General features: G+C 63.6%; 14 protein-coding genes. 10 read left to right on the forward strand and 4 right to left on the reverse strand.

All coding sequences use genetic code 11. The annotated features are described in order from the left end of the window. Positions 1 to 41: 41 nt before the first annotated feature. Entirely contained in the window at positions 42 to 596 is a 555-nt protein-coding gene (locus DIE11_RS08865; RefSeq protein ID WP_239007243.1) for a DJ-1/PfpI family protein, read from the reverse strand. Between the two features lie 529 nt (positions 597 to 1,125). Between DIE11_RS08865 and DIE11_RS08870 the strand changes: the two genes are divergently transcribed. After that, positions 1,126 to 2,157, forward strand: a complete 1,032-nt coding sequence (locus DIE11_RS08870; protein WP_124622939.1) for a GlxA family transcriptional regulator — start codon at positions 1,126 to 1,128, stop codon at positions 2,155 to 2,157. Next, on the forward strand, positions 2,154 to 2,684 hold the full coding sequence (gene mug, locus DIE11_RS08875; RefSeq protein WP_059599029.1) for a G/U mismatch-specific DNA glycosylase: 531 nt from the start codon (positions 2,154 to 2,156) through the stop codon (positions 2,682 to 2,684). The genes DIE11_RS08870 and mug overlap by 4 nt, the downstream gene beginning before the upstream one ends. Here the strand turns inward: mug and DIE11_RS08880 are convergent. Then, positions 2,645 to 3,577: a LysR family transcriptional regulator gene (locus tag DIE11_RS08880; protein WP_124622941.1), complete on the reverse strand. Its 933-nt coding sequence runs from the start codon at positions 3,575 to 3,577 to the stop codon at positions 2,645 to 2,647. The genes mug and DIE11_RS08880 overlap by 40 nt on opposite strands. Before the next feature lie 430 nt (positions 3,578 to 4,007). Here DIE11_RS08880 and DIE11_RS08885 point away from each other — a divergent pair, with 430 nt between their 5' ends. The 8 genes from DIE11_RS08885 (at position 4,008) to DIE11_RS08920 (ending at position 13,743) form a co-directional block, all read left to right on the forward strand. After that, positions 4,008 to 4,694 carry an antibiotic biosynthesis monooxygenase gene (locus DIE11_RS08885; RefSeq protein ID WP_124623166.1) on the forward strand — a complete coding sequence of 229 codons (687 nt, stop codon included), beginning with the start codon at positions 4,008 to 4,010 and terminating at the stop codon, positions 4,692 to 4,694. Positions 4,695 to 4,746: 52 nt separating this feature from the next. Continuing rightward, positions 4,747 to 6,372 carry an MFS transporter gene (locus DIE11_RS08890; protein ID WP_124622943.1) on the forward strand — a complete coding sequence of 542 codons (1,626 nt, stop codon included), beginning with the start codon at positions 4,747 to 4,749 and terminating at the stop codon, positions 6,370 to 6,372. Between the two features lie 11 nt (positions 6,373 to 6,383). Beyond that, positions 6,384 to 7,460 (forward strand): HlyD family secretion protein, encoded by a 1,077-nt coding sequence (locus tag DIE11_RS08895; protein WP_124623168.1) that lies wholly within the window; start codon positions 6,384 to 6,386, stop codon positions 7,458 to 7,460. Beyond that, positions 7,457 to 8,995, forward strand: a complete 1,539-nt coding sequence (locus DIE11_RS08900) for an efflux transporter outer membrane subunit (RefSeq protein ID WP_124622945.1) — start codon at positions 7,457 to 7,459, stop codon at positions 8,993 to 8,995. The genes DIE11_RS08895 and DIE11_RS08900 overlap by 4 nt, the downstream gene beginning before the upstream one ends. A gap of 669 nt (positions 8,996 to 9,664) precedes the next feature. Next, positions 9,665 to 9,964, forward strand: a complete 300-nt coding sequence (locus DIE11_RS08905; RefSeq protein WP_185633735.1) for a hypothetical protein — start codon at positions 9,665 to 9,667, stop codon at positions 9,962 to 9,964. Continuing rightward, positions 9,961 to 10,806, forward strand: a complete 846-nt coding sequence (gene arsD, locus DIE11_RS08910; protein WP_124622947.1) for an arsenite efflux transporter metallochaperone ArsD — start codon at positions 9,961 to 9,963, stop codon at positions 10,804 to 10,806. Before DIE11_RS08905 ends, arsD begins: the two co-directional genes overlap by 4 nt. Positions 10,807 to 10,815: 9 nt before the next feature. After that, positions 10,816 to 12,579, forward strand: coding sequence for an arsenical pump-driving ATPase (gene arsA / locus DIE11_RS08915; RefSeq protein ID WP_124622949.1), 1,764 nt, complete (start codon positions 10,816 to 10,818; stop codon positions 12,577 to 12,579). A gap of 81 nt (positions 12,580 to 12,660) precedes the next feature. Then, positions 12,661 to 13,743 carry an ArsO family NAD(P)H-dependent flavin-containing monooxygenase gene (locus DIE11_RS08920; protein ID WP_124622951.1) on the forward strand — a complete coding sequence of 361 codons (1,083 nt, stop codon included), beginning with the start codon at positions 12,661 to 12,663 and terminating at the stop codon, positions 13,741 to 13,743. A gap of 434 nt (positions 13,744 to 14,177) precedes the next feature. Here DIE11_RS08920 and DIE11_RS08925 read toward each other — a convergent pair whose 3' ends face one another. Together DIE11_RS08925 and DIE11_RS08930 are read right to left on the reverse strand one after the other, a co-directional pair. Then, positions 14,178 to 15,182: a transketolase family protein gene (locus tag DIE11_RS08925; protein WP_124622953.1), complete on the reverse strand. Its 1,005-nt coding sequence runs from the start codon at positions 15,180 to 15,182 to the stop codon at positions 14,178 to 14,180. After that, the gene (locus DIE11_RS08930; RefSeq protein ID WP_124622955.1) at positions 15,179 to 16,021 is read right to left on the reverse strand and encodes a transketolase; all 843 of its coding nucleotides are present in this window, start codon (positions 16,019 to 16,021) and stop codon (positions 15,179 to 15,181) included. Before DIE11_RS08930 ends, DIE11_RS08925 begins: the two co-directional genes overlap by 4 nt. Positions 16,022 to 16,024: the final 3 nt, after the last annotated feature.

Consider the following 16,024-nt stretch of genomic DNA (forward strand, 5'->3'; position numbering starts at 1 on the left):
GCGTGACCGATGGCGCCCGCTCGTGCGCCACTTCAGTGCGGTTACGCCAACAATCTTCTGGCAATGCGCTCGACGACGCGCTGGCCCAGATCCTCGCCGACGAGCGCCAGGGCAACGCGAATGCCGGCGTGCACGCCGTCCGCCGAATAGACGTTGCCGTCCTTCACGCAATGCTGACCGGCGACGACGTTCACCTGCGAATGCTCGTCGGCAAGACGCTGTCCGCCGCCCGGATGCGTGACCAGCCAGCGACGATCGGCAAGGCCGGCACGTGCGAGCAGAAACGCTCCGTTGGATACCGTCGCGAGCTTCCGCACGTGGCATCCGGTTTCGTGAAGCCAGTCCACGAGCGCACGATGCTCTCGCTCCGGACCGTCGAACGGAGAACCGGGTATCACGACGATGTCGAATGATGCGGCCGCGTCCGCCAGGCACGCTGTCGTGCCCACCGCGGTTCCGTTCGAACAGACGACGGGCCCGGGCACCGGTCCGACGAGGTGCTGTTCGTAGACGATCCGGCCGCACTGGCGATTCGCTTCCTGAAAAACATCCATTGGACCGCTTGCCTCGAGCAGCCGAAAGCCGGCATACAGCATGATTCCGACATCCATGACACATTCCTCCGCAAACGTATTCCGGGCGAGGCCACGCTTTCGACGCCGATACCGGTCGCAGACGGGCCGCGTCGTTCCTTCGAAACAGCGGCGCCACGTGACGCGTTGCGAGCGATACGACGATTCGGTTCCGTGCCCATCTTCGGCGGCGTCGTTGCCTCGCGCGTTGCCGAACCCAGTCTAGTCAGGCGGAGCGGGAGCGGAAACCCGGACATGCAACCTTGCGCGGCCAATCGCGGCGAGATTTCGGCCACGTCGCGTCGCCGGTTTCGGCGCCCGACACACGGCTACCGCTCCACAAACGTCGGAGCACGCCGGCACGGCTTACATTCAGCCTTCTTCCTGCGCCGCAAAAGTCAATTACCGGACCGTGTGTCCACGCGGTCCGTCCGTTGCGGTAATCTGGCGCAACGCTCGTCACCAGGTCGCCGCGCCGGCTCGAAACGCGATGCAGCAGTCGCGGTACGTGGTGCCTCCGCGCGAGCGGGCTCTTATTTGCTGAAGGTCAGGAATGAAAGTCGCCATTGTCGTCTTCGATGGTGTGCAGGCGTTGGATGTCGCAGGCCCACTGGACGTATTTGCGGAAGCCAACACGTATCTTCCTGTTCATCAGAGGTATGAGGTTTCCCTCGTCGGAAAGAGGGCCGGCACCGTGACGTGTTCGAACGGAATGCAGTTGTCCGTTCAGTTCGGCTTCGGGGATCTCGACGCGCAATATGACCTGATACTGGTCGCGGGCGGCCCGCAATTGCCGGACGCCTGCCCCTCCGGCGACGTCCTCGGCTGGCTGCAGTGCCAGGCACGGGGCGCGACGCGATTCGGCTCCGTGTGCAACGGAACGTTTCTGCTCGGCCATGCGGGCCTGATCGACGGCAAGGCCGTGACGACGCACTGGGCGGTTGCAGCGCGCCTCGCAAACGAGTTTCCGCTGGCCAGCGTAAAACCCGACAGCATCTTCATCCGGGACGGGCGACTGTTTACGTCCGCCGGCGTGACGGCAGGCATCGATCTTTGCCTGTCATTCGTATCGGAAGACTGGGGACACGAGATGGCCGTACGCATCGCGAAGCAACTGGTCGTCTATATTCAGCGCGAAGGCGGGCAGTCGCAGTACAGTCCGTTCATTTCGGCCGGCAAGGACGAGGACCCGATCATCGGCAAGGTCCACCAGTACGTGACCGACCACATCGCCGATACGCTGTCGATCGAGCAGCTCGCGAGCGCCGTGTCGGTGAGCCGCCGGACCTTCTCGCGGCTGTTCGCCAAGCATGCAAAGGTGACGCCGTCCGCGTTCGTCGAACAGATTCGCGTCGATACCGCGAGGACATTGCTCGAAACGTCGGATGCACCGCTCAAGACCGTCGCGTTCAAATGCGGCTTCCACAGTGCCACGCACATGCGCGCGACGTTCGCGCGGCGGCTCAACGTCACGCCGCAACAGTACCGGCAACGGTTCAGGAGCACGGCCGATTCGAATCGGCACGCGCAGGCCGGTGCGGGAGACGCGGCCGGTTCGCATTCGCAACGGCGATTGCATCCGTGAGTCACGCCAATCCGGTTCAGCCGCTCTCGGACATTCTCGAACGCGGGTTGTCGGTGATCTTTTGCGGCATCAACCCAGGGCTCGGTTCGGCCTCGGCGGGCCATCATTTCTCGAACGCAAGCAACCGATTCTGGCGCGTCGTTCACCTCGCCGGTTTTTCGCCCGAACGGATTCGTCCCGATGACGATCGCACGCTGCTTCGATATGGTTGCGGGCTCACCACCGCCGTTTCGCGTGCGACGGCCCGTGCCGCCGAATTGTCGCGATCGGAGTTCGAAGCGGCCGCATCGGGATTCGAGCGGAAGATCCAATACCATGCGCCGAGGTACGTCGCGTTTCTCGGCAAGACCGCCCTTGCGGCGATGTCCGGCAAGCGCGACATCCAGTGGGGCGCGCAATCCGATACGTTCGGCGGTGCGCGTGTATGGGTGCTGCCGAATCCGAGCGGCCTGAACCGCGCGTTCGACCTCGATTCGCTGGTGGCCGCCTACCGCGAGCTCCGTGTCGCGATCACGTCCGTGCCCTGAAGTTCTGCATTGTTGCGCAGCGTGTGGGTAACGAAATCCACGAAGGCCCGGACCTTCCCGCTCGCGCCTCGCCGCTCGACATGGAGCAGGCTTACGGGAATCGGCTCGTGCTCGAACGCCGTCAGGATTGGCCGAAGCCTGCCGTCGCGCACCTCCGGGGCAGCCTGATACGACAAGAGCTGGGTCACGCCCACGCAATCGACGGCAGCCAGAACGGCGGCGGGAACCAGATCGACGATCATCCGCGGCCGAAGTCGAACGGGCACTCGCGAACCGTTGTCGTGAAACACCCACTCGAGCGGAAGCGACACGCCGGTGCATGACACGCAGTCGTGATGGAGCAGGTCGCGCGGATGCGCGGGTTCTCCGTGCGCAGCGAGATAGGCAGGCGCTGCATACGTTCGCCGCCGAACGACACCCAACGGAAGCGCGAATACCGAAGAGTCGCCCAAGTGGCCGATCCGGATGGCAATATCGACACCCTCCTCGAGCAGCCGCGTGGTCCGGTCGACATACACGGCGTTGACGTCGACATCGGGATAACGCAATACGAATGCATTCACCAGCGGCGCGATGAATCGCTGGCCGAACAGCACCGGGGCTGAAATGGTCAGCGTGCCCACGGGGTTTTCATGATCCGTGGCGATATTCACCTCCGCGTCCGTGATCACGTCGAGCACCTTGCGGCACGCATCGGCGTACGTCGTGCCGGCATCCGTCGCCCGCACCGAGCGCGTCGTGCGCGCCAGCAGTTGCGTGCCGATTCGGGTTTCGAGCGAATGCACCGCCCGCGAAACCGCTGCCGTCGACAAGCCGAGCTTCTCCGATGCGGCGGTGAAGCTGCCGCGGTCGACGACGGCCACAAAGACTTCCATCTCGCGCAACTTGTCCATTCCGCCTCCCGACGCGGTCGATTGAATCCCTACGTCGCGATTGTATGCGCGCGATGCTGCACGTCGAGCTTTCACACGTTCGGCTGACCCAAAAGCGCGTCAGGATGGCCGCAATCGATCCATTTTCATTCGGCATGAAGCAGGCCGATCGTGCCACCCACGGTTCGCCGATGCCAGATCGTTGCGGCCGGACGGCAACAGCGTCTTTCCGGTCGTGCAGGTAATGAAGACGTCCATTGCGGCCGTGGCGCAATTCGCTCACTCATTGGCCCAAAACCGAAACTGCCCGCGCTATGAGAGCGCCACTTCATCTCCGACAATGAACTCCATCACCGCGTGGCTGCGACAGCACGACGATACCGGCCCGCATCAAAGGCGCCGCGCGCATTGCGCATTGCGCCGTATCGCTAACCGAATGAAGGAGTCCGCCATGTTTGCTGCAATGCTTGAAGTCAAGCCGATACCGGAACAGTTCGATGCCTATCTCGGCATGGCGAAGATGCTTCGGCCCGAACTCGAGAAGATCGACGGGTTTGTCGACAACACGCGCTATGGAAGCCTGACCCGGGACGGATGGCTTCTGTCGCTGTCGAGCTGGCGCGACGAGAAGTCGCTGGTGCGCTGGCGAACCTCGACGAAGCACCACACCATTCAGCAGGTCGCGCGCGATCGCATATTTTCCGACTACCAGCTGCGCATCGGCCAGGTCGTGGCCGATACGTGTGTTCCGGCAGGCCAGGTCCTGCAGGAACAGCGCCTCGACGTGACCGAGGTCGGCGCAGGCAAGGCCGTCACGCTGCTGGACGCGACGTGCGCGCCGGACTGGCCCAGGCAGGCAGGTCCGCGAGCGGTTGCCGGATGGTTGGGGCTCGACACGCAGGCGCACGGCCTCGTTGCATGGGACGCATTCGACGCGCTGTTGACGCCCGGCGATGTGATCGTCGTCGCGACCTGGCGCGACCAAGCTGCCGCCGCCGCGTTCGAACGCGGAGCGAATCTGCGTTCCGATACGCGCGTTCGGCATATCCGCATCGTGCGGGAGTACGGCATGTTCGATCGCCGGGAAGCGCCGCAGTACTTCGACGAAGCGCGTCGCCATGAACCGGCCGCACGCTGACGGCGTCGCGCCCATGCCGTCATTTCTCCAATCTCAGTAGCCAAGGGATCCTATGAGTTCCGCCAACCCTTCGACGACCGGAACGAGCGAGCCGCTCGGAATACCCGCACCGGCGCACGCGCCGGTGCGGAGCACGCAGACGCCGGTGCAAACAGGCTCCGGTCACGCTGCATTGTCGCCGCGTGTCGCTATCGGCCTGACCGGAATGCTGTTCGCGTCGTTGCTGGCGATACTCAACGAACAAGTCACCGCAGCGGCGATGGCCGACATTCAAGGCGCACTGTCGATCGGACATGACGACGGGACGTGGCTGACCGCGCTGTTCGAAGCCGCCAACGTGGCGACGATGGTGTTCGCCCCGTGGTTTGGCATGACCTTCACGCTGAAGCGATTCACGATCGGCGCCGTCGTCGCCACGTTGATCTTCGGCATGCTTTGCCCGATCGCGCCGACCCTGCCCGCGCTGTACGTGCTGCGCGTGCTGCAGGGCGTGGCGGGCGGCTGCCTGCCGCCGATGCTGATCATCGTCGCGCTGCGCTATCTGCCGCCCAAGGTAAAGTTGTACGGGCTAGCAGGCTACGCGCTGACCGCGACGTTCGGGCCCGCGCTCGGCACGCCGCTGGCTGCGTTGTGGACGGAGTATGTCAGCTGGCGCATGGCCTTTCTTCAGATCGTGCCGCTCGGGATCGGCAGCTGTGTGGCGATTCAGTTCGGCCTTCCGGCCGATCCGCTGAAACTCGAACGGTTCGGTTCGTTCAACTGGATCGGATTCCTCACCGGCTTTCCCGGCGTGGCGATGCTCGTGATCGGTCTTCTGCAAGGCGATCGCCTCGACTGGCTGAATTCCGGCTTCGTCTGGGCGATGTTTTCCGGCGGGGCGCTCCTGCTTGCGGTGTTTTTCGTCAACGAATGGTTTCACCCGCTGCCCTTTTTCAAGCTGCAGATGCTCGGCCGCCGCAACTTCGCGCACGGCCTCCTCACGCTCACGGGCGCTGTGGTGCTGCTGGTCGGCGTTGCTGCGATACCGGGACAGTATCTCGCGAAGGTTCACGCCTACAGAGCGCTGCAGACGGCTCCGCTGTCGCTGCTGGTCGCGCTTCCGCTGCTGATCACGCTGCCGTTGACCGCCGCCGTGCTGAACCTTAGGCAGATCGATCGCCGCTGGGTGCTCGGTATCGGCCTTGCCCTCATGGCAACGACCTGCGCGATGGGCAGCGTGATGACGTCCGAGTGGATTCGCGACAACTTCTACCTGCTTCAGTCGTTACAGATCGCCGCCCAGCCGATGGTGATCCTGTCGATCCTGATGGGCGTGACGACGGGCTTGCCGCCGACCGAGGGCCCGTTCGCGTCGGCCATGTTCAATTCGCTGAAGACGTTCTCCGCCGCTGCGGCGACTGCGCTGATCGAAGGTGTCGGTACCGCTCGCGAACGCTTCCATTCGAACGTGCTGGTGGACCGCCTGGGCAACCACATGGCGATGACGGACCAGAGCATCGACAGCCTTCATGATTTCGGCGAACTTGCGCACCGAGTCCACGAGCAGGCGTTCGTGCTGACGTCGGCCGATCTTTATCGCGTGATGGCGGGCGTCGCCGTTGCACTTCTTTTCCTTGTTCCGGTGTTGCCCGTGCGGATCTATCCGCCGTGGACCATTACGCCGCCTCCTTCCCGTTGATGGACGAAATCATGTCGACCGCCACCCGTTTTCCGTTCAAGACCACTTACGTTGCCGCATCCCTGGTCGCGGCAGGCATGGCCGTATGGGGCTGCGCACGGCTCGTTTCCGCACCCGAAACCGAATCCACGAACGACGCCTACGTGCAAGCCGACTTCACGCTCGTGGCGCCACGCGTCGCCGGCCAGATTTCCGATGTCCTGGTGGACGACAACGAGTCGGTGAAGGCCGGCCAGTTGCTGGTACGCATCGACGATCGCGACTTCCGCGCAGCATTGCTGAGTGCCCAGGCCGATGTGGTCGCGGCCAAGGCGTCCGTGGCCAATTTCGACGCCGAGATCGCACGGCAGCCGTCGCTCGTCGAGCAGGCGCGCGCGACGCTGCGGTCCGACGATGCCAGTATCGCGTTTGCGCGGGCCAATGCATCGCGCTACCAGAATCTCTCGGAAGCTGGTGCAGGGACGGCACAGGAGCAGCAGCATGCTGCGACGACGCTTGCCGAGCAGCTTGCACAGCAAGCGCGCGATCGGGCCGTGTTGACGGCGACCGAGCAGAACCTCGACGTCCTGCGCGCCGGGCGCGACAAGGCGGCAGGGGCACTGGCGCGTGCCGAGGCGGCACTGGAACAGGCGACGCTCAACCTGTCCTATAGCGAGATCCGCGCACCGGTCGACGGCAAGATCGGGCGACGTTCCGCGCGTGTGGGCGCGTTCGTGACGCCCGGCGCGGCGATTCTCGCGATCGTTCCGCTCCGGGACGCGTATGTCGTGGCCAACTTTCAGGAAAACCAGATTACCAACATGCGGCGCGGTGCCGGCGTACGCATCAAGGTCGACAGCTTTCCGGGCGTGGTGATTCGAGGTCACGTGGACGGTCTCGCGCCCGCGACCGGCGTAAGCTTCGCGCCCATCGCGCCCGACAACGCGACGGGCAATTTCACCAAAGTCGTGCAACGCGTACCGGTCAAGATCACGATCGACCGCGGACAGCAGGCGGCGTCCGCACTGAGCGTCGGGCTTTCCGTCGAAGCGGAGGTAGCTGTTGGCAAGCATCGCGATGCGCCGACGGCGGGAGGGAACGGGAAATGAATACGAACGAATTCTCCGTCCGCGAGACGGTACTGGCGATACTCGCGTGTCTCGTGATGGCGGGATGCACGTTGGGTCCGGACTTCGAGCGTCCGAAAACCTCGACCCCCGATGTCTTCAGCCGCACGGAAGCGGCGCAAGCATCGAGCAAGACCGTCGAATCGCAATTCAATGCAGATTGGTGGACGCTCTTCGGCGATCCGGTGCTCGACTCGCTGGAAAAGCAGCTCGCCGACGCGAACCTGGACGTGGCGGTGGCGTCGGCGCGCCTGCGCCAGAGCCGTGCGCAACAGCGGGTCGCCGGTGCCGCGGAACTTCCTTCCATCGTCGGCGCTGCATCGTATAACCGCGAGCGTGGAAGCGAGAACGGGATATTGTCGTTGCTTGGCGTCACGCCGACACAGACGCAACCGCAATCGGCATCGGGAACCTCGCCGGTCGGCGTGGCAGCATTGCCGGGGTCCAAAGGTTCGCCGGCCTACAATCTGTATCAGTCGGGCTTCGATGCGTCGTGGGAGATCGACATCTGGGGCCGGGTTCGACGTGGCGTCGAAGCGGCGACCGCATTGAGCGACGCGTCATACGAGGACCGCAATGCGGTGCTGCTGTCGGTCCGGGCCGAGCTTGCGCGCGACTATATCGAGTTGCGCGATACGCAGTCTCAGCTTCGTATCGCGCGGCAGAACCTCGAGATTGCCCGGGACGCGGTAAACCTCGCGCAAGTTCGCGTACGCGAAGGGGTCACGACGGAGCTGGACGTCGCAAATGCGTCAGCACAGGCCGAATCGATTGAAAGCCTGATTCCGACGCTCGAAGCGAAAGGCGAGACGACGATCAACGCGATTGGCGTGTTGCTCGCCCAGGAGCCGGGGGCGCTGCGGCATGCGTTCGGCGAGTCTCGCGACGTTCCGGCGCTCCCCGAGCAGGTGCCGATCGGATTTCCGTCCGAACTCGTGCAGCGCAGACCGGATATCCGGCGAGCGGAGGCACAGTTGCATGCCGCGACGGCGTCGATCGGAATGGCGAAGGCCGACTTCTATCCGCGCATTTCGTTGAACGGCAGCGCGGGATTCCAGAGCCTGCAGCTGTCGAGCCTCGCCAACTGGGCATCGGGCCAGTTCGTGATCGGACCGTCGATTACACTTCCGATCTTCGAGGGCGGGCGTCTCAAGGGAATGCTCCACCTGCGTGAAGCGCAACAACAGGAGGCTGCGATCAACTACCAACGTACCGTACTCGAGGCATGGCGGGAGGTGGACGACGCGCTTGTCGTCTACGCTGCCGAACAGCGCCGGCGCGATCGGCTCGTATCCGTGGTAACGCTGAACCAGCGCGCGCTCGCGATCGCACAGCAACGGTACAAAGCTGGCGCGGTCGATTACCTCGACGTACTGAACGTGCAGAAGCAGCTGGTGGCGGCGCAGAGCAATCTCGAGCAGAGCAAGGCAACCGCCGACACTAACCTCGTCACGCTGTGCAAGGCGCTCGGTGGCGGCTGGGAATCCACATACTCGATTCGGGACGCTGATCGCTGACAAAGCGCTCAGGTGGACAGGTTCCGCTTGTTCTGCGTTCGCATCCGGTTGTGTCGTTTATCTCAAAGTGTTGCGTTCACTTCTATCCCGACGCCTCTAACAGAGACGACTCGCGTGCAGCGAGAGTGGCGCCGGTTGACGCGCCGTCGACAAGATGCTTAAGCCGCGCATCAATCTCAAAATGGCACCTATCTTGCCGCACGTGGTGCAGCGTATCGATAGAATGTCGAACCGTTATGGCCAATCACCGTTCAAGCGGAGACGTCTGCTTTCGATCGAAGAGCAGCCCTTGATGCGGCTGATGCCAATGGCCGGATATGGCCGGTTGCGGTCAAAAGCAACTGATCGCTGCCGACCCATATCCGTCCTTCTGCAAGCACTGAGGCCGATGACGGCTTTGGGCCTATAAGGGGACGTCCGCACGGTCACATCGCAGATGACCGTCACCTCACTTTTGCGAAGAGCGATGTTGTCCGGTGTAGTGCTCTTGCGCATACGTCGGTAGTCGGTCCCCGCACTGTTCTGGTCGCACAGAAGACGGCTTTCCATGATGGCACGGGCAGTCCGGTCCTCCTTGACGTGCGTCAAGACGCGTACCGTCACCACTCTGCAAGCTGAGGCACCACAATGGTCGAGCCAGATGGTCTATGACAGAACGGAGAGCCTGACGTGAAAGATATCGATGGGGAAATCGACAAACTCTGGAAACGGATTGACCGCATGCCGGCCTTCGCTCCCCGTCGCAACGAGAACGACAACACCGTGACATGGGCGCTGGCAATCGCCCAGCTTGTCTCGTGGGGAACCATCTGCTACGCCGTCTCCCTTTTCGCCGTGACGCCGGCGCCCCTCTACGACCCGGTGTTTGCCGTTACCACGCGGGACTACACTGGCAGCCTCCGCACAAAAATCACCTTGATCATCCGGCAGACACTTACACACCGTGAACGTAAGGGAGAATTGGCATGAGCACGCCCGTTGATGAGATTCGCCGGGCAGTCGCCACAGACTTCGGCGGCATCCTCGCGTTGCTGGACCTGTGCGGGCTACCCGCCAGCGACCTCACGGCGCAAAGCCTCGACGGCTTCCACGTCGCCGTACGGGACGCCGGGATCGTCGGGGTGGCCGGGCTGGAGCAAGTTGGCGATGCGGCCCTTTTGCGTTCGGTCGCCGTTCACCCGCGGCTGCGCGCATCCGGTCTGGGTGGCCGACTTATCGACACATCCATTGCGCTGGCGCAAACGCGATCGCTGCGCGCGCTATACCTTATTCCGAACGATGAATCCGCCCTCAATTTTTTTGCGCGCCGCGGATTCACACGCATTGAGCGAACCCTCATTCCCGAAGCGATCCGCGGTCTGCCCGAATTCACGCATCTTTGTCCGCAGACGCATCCGAGCTTGTGGAAGTCGCTGAATTCCAATTGCTCCAAGGTGCCTGCCATGAAGAATCTCGAAGTGTTCGATCCCGCCATGTGTTGCTCGACCGGCGTTTGCGGCGTAGACGTCGACCCCGTGCTGGCGCAATTCGCCGCCGATCTGAAGTGGGTCGAGGCGCACGGCGTGACGGTGGCCCGCTACAACCTGGGCCACGCGCCGCAGGCGTTCGCCGCCAACGCCGCGGTGGTCAAGGAAATGGAAGCCGGCATGGAGCGGCTGCCGATCCTCGTGGTCGACGGCCATATCGTCTCGACGGGGATGTATCCGTCGCGCCAGCAGCTTGCGCAGAAACTCGGCATTGCGCTGACGACGGAGGAAAAGCCTCATATCAAGGCCGGCAGCTGCTGTTCGCCGGGCTCGGGCTGCTGCTAAGGAACGCTCATGTCCCTTCCTGAAACGCAGACCCGATATCTCTTCTTCACCGGAAAAGGCGGCGTCGGCAAGACATCGCTTTCCTGTGCCACGGGCCTTGCCATGGCCGATGCCGGCAAGCGGGTGCTCATCGTCAGCACGGACCCGGCCTCCAATCTCGACGAGGTGCTCGGCGTCCGCCTGAGTCAGTTGCCGACCGCGGTGCCGGGCGCGCCGGGCCTGTTCGCGTTGAACATCGATCCGGAAGTGGCCGCGCAGACCTACCGGGAACGGATGGTCGAACCGTATCGCGGCGTCTTGCCTGCCGCGGCGATCCGCAACATGGAAGAGCAGTTTTCCGGGGCGTGTACGGTCGAGATTGCTGCCTTCGACGAATTCTCCAAACTGCTCGGCGACCCCGCCGCAACGGCCGATTTCGATCACGTGATTTTCGACACCGCTCCGACCGGCCACACGCTGCGCCTGTTGACGCTGCCTTCGGCGTGGAACGCGTTCATCTCGTCGTCGACGGGGGGTGCCTCGTGCCTCGGACCGTTGGCCGGACTGGAGAAGCAGAAAGCGCTCTACGCGGCAACCGTCGAACGGCTGTCGAGCGCAGCCCAGACCACCGTCGTGCTGGTGAGCCGGCCCGAAGTCGCAGCACTGCGCGAAGCGAATCGCACGCGGCACGAACTGGCCGACCTCGGCATCTGCAACCAGGTGCTGGCGATCAACGGACTCTTCTACACAGATCGTAACGACGACGCGATTGCGACCGCCATGGCCCGGCGTGCGCAACAGGCACTGGCCGACATGCCGCACGAACTGGCGGGCTTGCCTCAGACGCGCATTCCGTTTCTGCCGCGCGGCACGGTCGGGCTGGATGCGCTGCGCGACATGGCGCATCCCGAACGCGTGCGCATGCCGACCGAACACCGGATGCCCGACACCGCCTTGCCGCCGGGCCTGGGCGGCCTGGTAGACGAGCTGTCGGCCGCGGGCCGCGGCGTGATCATGACGATGGGTAAAGGCGGCGTGGGCAAGACCACGGTAGCAGCCGCGATCGCAGTTGCGTTGGCCGGGCGCGGACACGACGTGATCCTCTCGACCACCGATCCGGCCTCGCACGTGGCCGCCACCGTCGATGGCGTCGTGCCTCGCCTGAGCGTCACACGCATCGACCCGGCGCGCGAAGTGCAGCAGTACACCGAAGAGGTGCTGGCCAAAGCGGCATCGCACCTCGATGCGGGCGGCCGGGCGATGCTCGAGGAAGATCTGCGCTCGCCCTGCACGGAGGAAATCGCCGTCTTCAGGGCCTTCGCGCGCACGGTCGATCAAGGCAAGTCCGGCTTCGTGGTGCTTGACACCGCGCCGACCGGGCACACCATTCTGCTGCTGGACGCTGCCGAGGCCTATCACCGCGAAGTGATGCGCACACAAGGCGACATGCCGGAGTCGGTCCGTCAACTGCTGCCGCGCCTGCGGGACCCGGATTACAGCCGCATCCTGATCGTCACGTTGCCGGAAGCCACGCCGGTTCACGAAGCGGAACGCCTAAGCGCCGACCTCGCGCGCGCGGGAATTACGCCGTACGCGTGGGTCATCAACCAGTCGTTGCTGGCGAGTGGCACGACCGACCCGATGCTGTGCCAGCGGGGCACTTACGAGGTGCCGTTCGTCCGCCGCGTGGCGGACGATCTGGCGCAGCGCACCGCACTCATTCCGTGGCTCGCCGAGGCACCGGTGGGGCCAGCTGGCCTCGAGCACGTGATTACGTCGCGGGTGGCCACGTAGTGCAGTGCACCGCCCACCGCCTTTGAGCTCAATGGGCGGCGTGACCGCCGGAATCCGAATCATGAGATGGGACGAAAGCGGATGCCTGTAGACATTGATGTCGTGGTAATCGGCGGTGGCCAGGCCGGGCTTGCCACCGCCTACTTTCTGCGTCGCGCGGGGCTCGACTATCTCGTGCTGGATAACCAAAGCGCCCCAGGAGGCGCCTGGCGACATACCTGGGACTCGCTACACCTGTTTTCGCCGGCGCAATGGAGTTCGCTGCCAGGCTGGCAGATGCCCGTATCACACGACAGGTACCCGTCGCGCAACGAGGTTATCGACTATCTGGCGCGATATGAGGAGCGTTATCACATCCCTGTCCGACGCCCCGTTCATGTCGAATCCGTTTCACGCGTTCAGGGTGGGTTGCTGGTCAGTACCGATCGCGGGGAATGGCTCGCCGGGGCGATCGTGAGTGCGACCGGTACCTGGAGCGCGCCGTATGTCCCCGACTATCCTGGACGCGAGATCTTTCGTGGTCGTCAGATGCATTCGGCTCAGTATCGCAATCCGGACAATCTGCGCGGACAAAATGTGCTGGTGGTGGGCGGCGGCAACTCGGGCGCGCAAATCCTGGCGGAGGTATCGACAGTCTGCAACGCCATGTGGGTGACGTTGCAGGAACCGGTTTTTCTTCCAGACGACGTGGATGGCCGGGTCTTGTTCGAACGCGCGACAGCCAAATGGCAGGCTCTTCGCGATGGGCACACGATGACGGCGCCGGTAGGTGGTTTGGGCGACATCGTCATGGTGCCACCTGTACGGGACGCGCGTGCGCGTGGCGTTCTGCACACAATGCGTCCGTTCAGCCATTTCGATACAGACGGCGTCGCGTGGAGCGACGGCACGCATTCCCGCGTCGATGTCGTGATCTGGTGCACCGGGTTCCGCCCCGCACTCAAACATCTTGACCCGCTACAGATCAGCGATGCAAACGGATTGCCGAGGACAGACGGGACGCGAGCCAGCGACGAGGAACGCTTGTGGTTTGTCGGCTACGGCGAGTGGTGCGGCGCCGCCTCTGCCACGCTCATCGGTGTAATGCGTAGCGCTCGCGACGCAGCGGGGGAGATAGCCCGATATCTGCGCGCTATACAGCCGCGCAGCACATCGGCACCGTAGCCGGTGATAGGGGCATCGCAAATGAGGCATCGCCCGTTTTTTCTGCCACGCCACGTCTCGGTCATGTGGCAGGCGGCGTGGATCGAGGCCGGGCCGCAGTTACCAAGGTATCAACACACGCCCGCACGGCCATGTGGAGTCGCTGGCGAATGAGCGGTCGTGGCCGGCTGCGGTCAAAAGCAACCGACCGCGGCCGACCCGGTGCTGCCAGTCGCTCGCTCATTCCGAGAGGCCGATGACAAGCGGCAAGCGGCCCGTCAGCGCTCTTCTTCAGTCGGGCAGGCTTTGCTCGACACATGTCAGCAGCCTACTTTTTCAGGAGGGTGCGTCGATGGAACCGACGCACCCTCCCCGCTCAAGCTAGCCGAGGACATGTTTCATACGCAGGCGAAGCGATGTCCGCCGTGGTGCTGCGCCGGGACAACACTGTGGGCTCAACCAAGCCAGCCCTTGATGGTATTGGCCATGACGTGGGTGGAGATGCCATAGCGATCGTGCAAGGTCGGCAGCGCGCCCGCACCGAGGAACTCATCGGGCAGTGCGATTTGACGGTACATTGGCGTCACGCCCGCCGTAAGCAGCGAGGTCGCGACCGCTTCGCCAAGACCGCCGATCACCGAATGATTCTCGGCGACCACGACCATGCGACCTGTGCGTCGGGCTTCACGCAAGATCGTCTCGGTGTCGAGCGGCTTGATGGTCGGCACGTGCAATACGCCAACGCCTACGTTGTCCGCTTCGAGCACCTTCGCGACTTCCAGCGAGCGCATCGTCATGATGCCCGAGGAGATGATCAGAACGTCGGCGCCGTCGCGCAGCAGCTTGGCTTTGCCGAGTTCGAACTGATAGTCGTATTCATCGAGCACGGCCGGAACGTTGCCACGCAGCAGGCGCGCATACACCGGCCCGTTATGCGCGGCGATCGCGGGCACCATCTGCTCGGTATCGAGCGCATCGCACGGATCGATGACCGTCATGTTCGGCATCGCGCGCATCAGCGCAAGATCCTCGGCCGCCTGATGGCTCGGTCCGTAGCCGGTCGTGAGCCCCGGCAGTGCGCAGATGATCTTTACGTCGAGGTTGTCTTCCGCGATGGCCTGGTGCATGAAGTCATACGCGCGACGGGTTGCGAATACGGCGTACGTCGTCACGAACGGCTGGGCGCCCTCATGCGCCATACCGGCGGCCGCGCCCATCAGCAATTGCTCGGCCATGCCCATCTGATAGTAACGGTCTGGAAACTCCTTTCCGAAGATGTGCAGGTCGGTGTACTTGCCGAGGTCGGCAGTCATGCCAACTACGTTCGTCTTCTCCCGAGCCAACCGGGCCAGCGCATGACCGAACGGGGCGGAACGCGTGACCTGTCCTTCACCGGCAATAGAGGCGATCATCGCCGAGGTCTTCAGGCGCGGCTTCGTGGTGAGAGTGGTATCGCTCATGCTTGTCTCCCTGCTTCGAGTGCTGCGAGCGCCAGTTGCCACTCATGGGCGTCGACGCGGATGAAATGGTTCTTTTCCCGTTCTTCGAGGAACGGCACGCCGCAGCCCATGCGGGTATCGCAAACGATGATCCGGGGCTGCTCTTTCGGATGATTGCGTGCAGCATCGAAGGCAGCCTTCACTGCGTCAATGTCGTTGCCGTCCACCCGCTGGGTGAACCAGCCAAATGCTTCGAGCTTCTCGACGAGCGGCTCGAACGCCATGATCGTCGAGGACGGACCGTCGGCTTGCTGGTTGTTGACATCGACCATGGCGATCAGGTTGTCCAGCTTCCAGTGAGCGGCCGACATGAGGCCCTCCCAGATGGCGCCTTCGTCGAGTTCACCGTCGGAGAAGAGCGTGTAGACGAAGGCGTTCGAGCCCTTGCGCTTCAGTCCCAGGCAGCGGCCCACCGCGATCGTGAGACCGTGGCCGAGCGAGCCGCCGGACATCTCCATGCCGGGCGTGTAGCTCGCCATTCCGGACATCGGCAACCGGCTGTCGTCGCTGCCGTAGGTTTCGAGTTCTTCCGGTGGCAGGAAGCCGGCTTCGAAAAGCGCGGCGTAGAGCGCGATTGCATAGTGACCATTGGACAACAGGAAGCGATCGCGGCCTTCCCAGTCCGGACTGTCGGGCTGGTAGCGCATCGCGCCAAAGTAGGCAACCGCGAGTACATCGGCGATATCGAGCGCCTGGCCGATATAGCCTTGGCCCTGTACCTCGCCCATCAGCAATGCGTTTCTGCGAATCCGGTAGGCGCGCTCGGCGAGCGTCAGCCCATCTGATGACGGATTGTTCATGGT

It is taken from the genome of Burkholderia sp. Bp9012 (assembly GCF_003853825.1).
Lineage (GTDB): Bacteria > Pseudomonadota > Gammaproteobacteria > Burkholderiales > Burkholderiaceae > Burkholderia > Burkholderia diffusa.

What these genes read in the sequence shown, in the direction of transcription:
- DIE11_RS08865 (WP_239007243.1), bottom strand. Translation starts at nt 596, where the DNA reads ATGCTGTATGCCGGCTTTCGGCTGCTCGAGGCAAGCGGTCCAATGGAT.
- DIE11_RS08870 (WP_124622939.1), top strand. Translation starts at nt 1,126, where the DNA reads ATGAAAGTCGCCATTGTCGTCTTCGATGGTGTGCAGGCGTTGGATGTC.
- DIE11_RS08880 (WP_124622941.1), bottom strand. Translation starts at nt 3,577, where the DNA reads ATGGACAAGTTGCGCGAGATGGAAGTCTTTGTGGCCGTCGTCGACCGC.
- DIE11_RS08885 (WP_124623166.1), top strand. Translation starts at nt 4,008, where the DNA reads ATGTTTGCTGCAATGCTTGAAGTCAAGCCGATACCGGAACAGTTCGAT.
- DIE11_RS08890 (WP_124622943.1), top strand. Translation starts at nt 4,747, where the DNA reads ATGAGTTCCGCCAACCCTTCGACGACCGGAACGAGCGAGCCGCTCGGA.
- DIE11_RS08895 (WP_124623168.1), top strand. Translation starts at nt 6,384, where the DNA reads ATGTCGACCGCCACCCGTTTTCCGTTCAAGACCACTTACGTTGCCGCA.
- DIE11_RS08900 (WP_124622945.1), top strand. Translation starts at nt 7,457, where the DNA reads ATGAATACGAACGAATTCTCCGTCCGCGAGACGGTACTGGCGATACTC.
- arsD (WP_124622947.1), top strand. Translation starts at nt 9,961, where the DNA reads ATGAGCACGCCCGTTGATGAGATTCGCCGGGCAGTCGCCACAGACTTC.
- arsA (WP_124622949.1), top strand. Translation starts at nt 10,816, where the DNA reads ATGTCCCTTCCTGAAACGCAGACCCGATATCTCTTCTTCACCGGAAAA.
- DIE11_RS08920 (WP_124622951.1), top strand. Translation starts at nt 12,661, where the DNA reads ATGCCTGTAGACATTGATGTCGTGGTAATCGGCGGTGGCCAGGCCGGG.
- DIE11_RS08925 (WP_124622953.1), bottom strand. Translation starts at nt 15,182, where the DNA reads ATGAGCGATACCACTCTCACCACGAAGCCGCGCCTGAAGACCTCGGCG.
- DIE11_RS08930 (WP_124622955.1), bottom strand. Translation starts at nt 16,021, where the DNA reads ATGAACAATCCGTCATCAGATGGGCTGACGCTCGCCGAGCGCGCCTAC.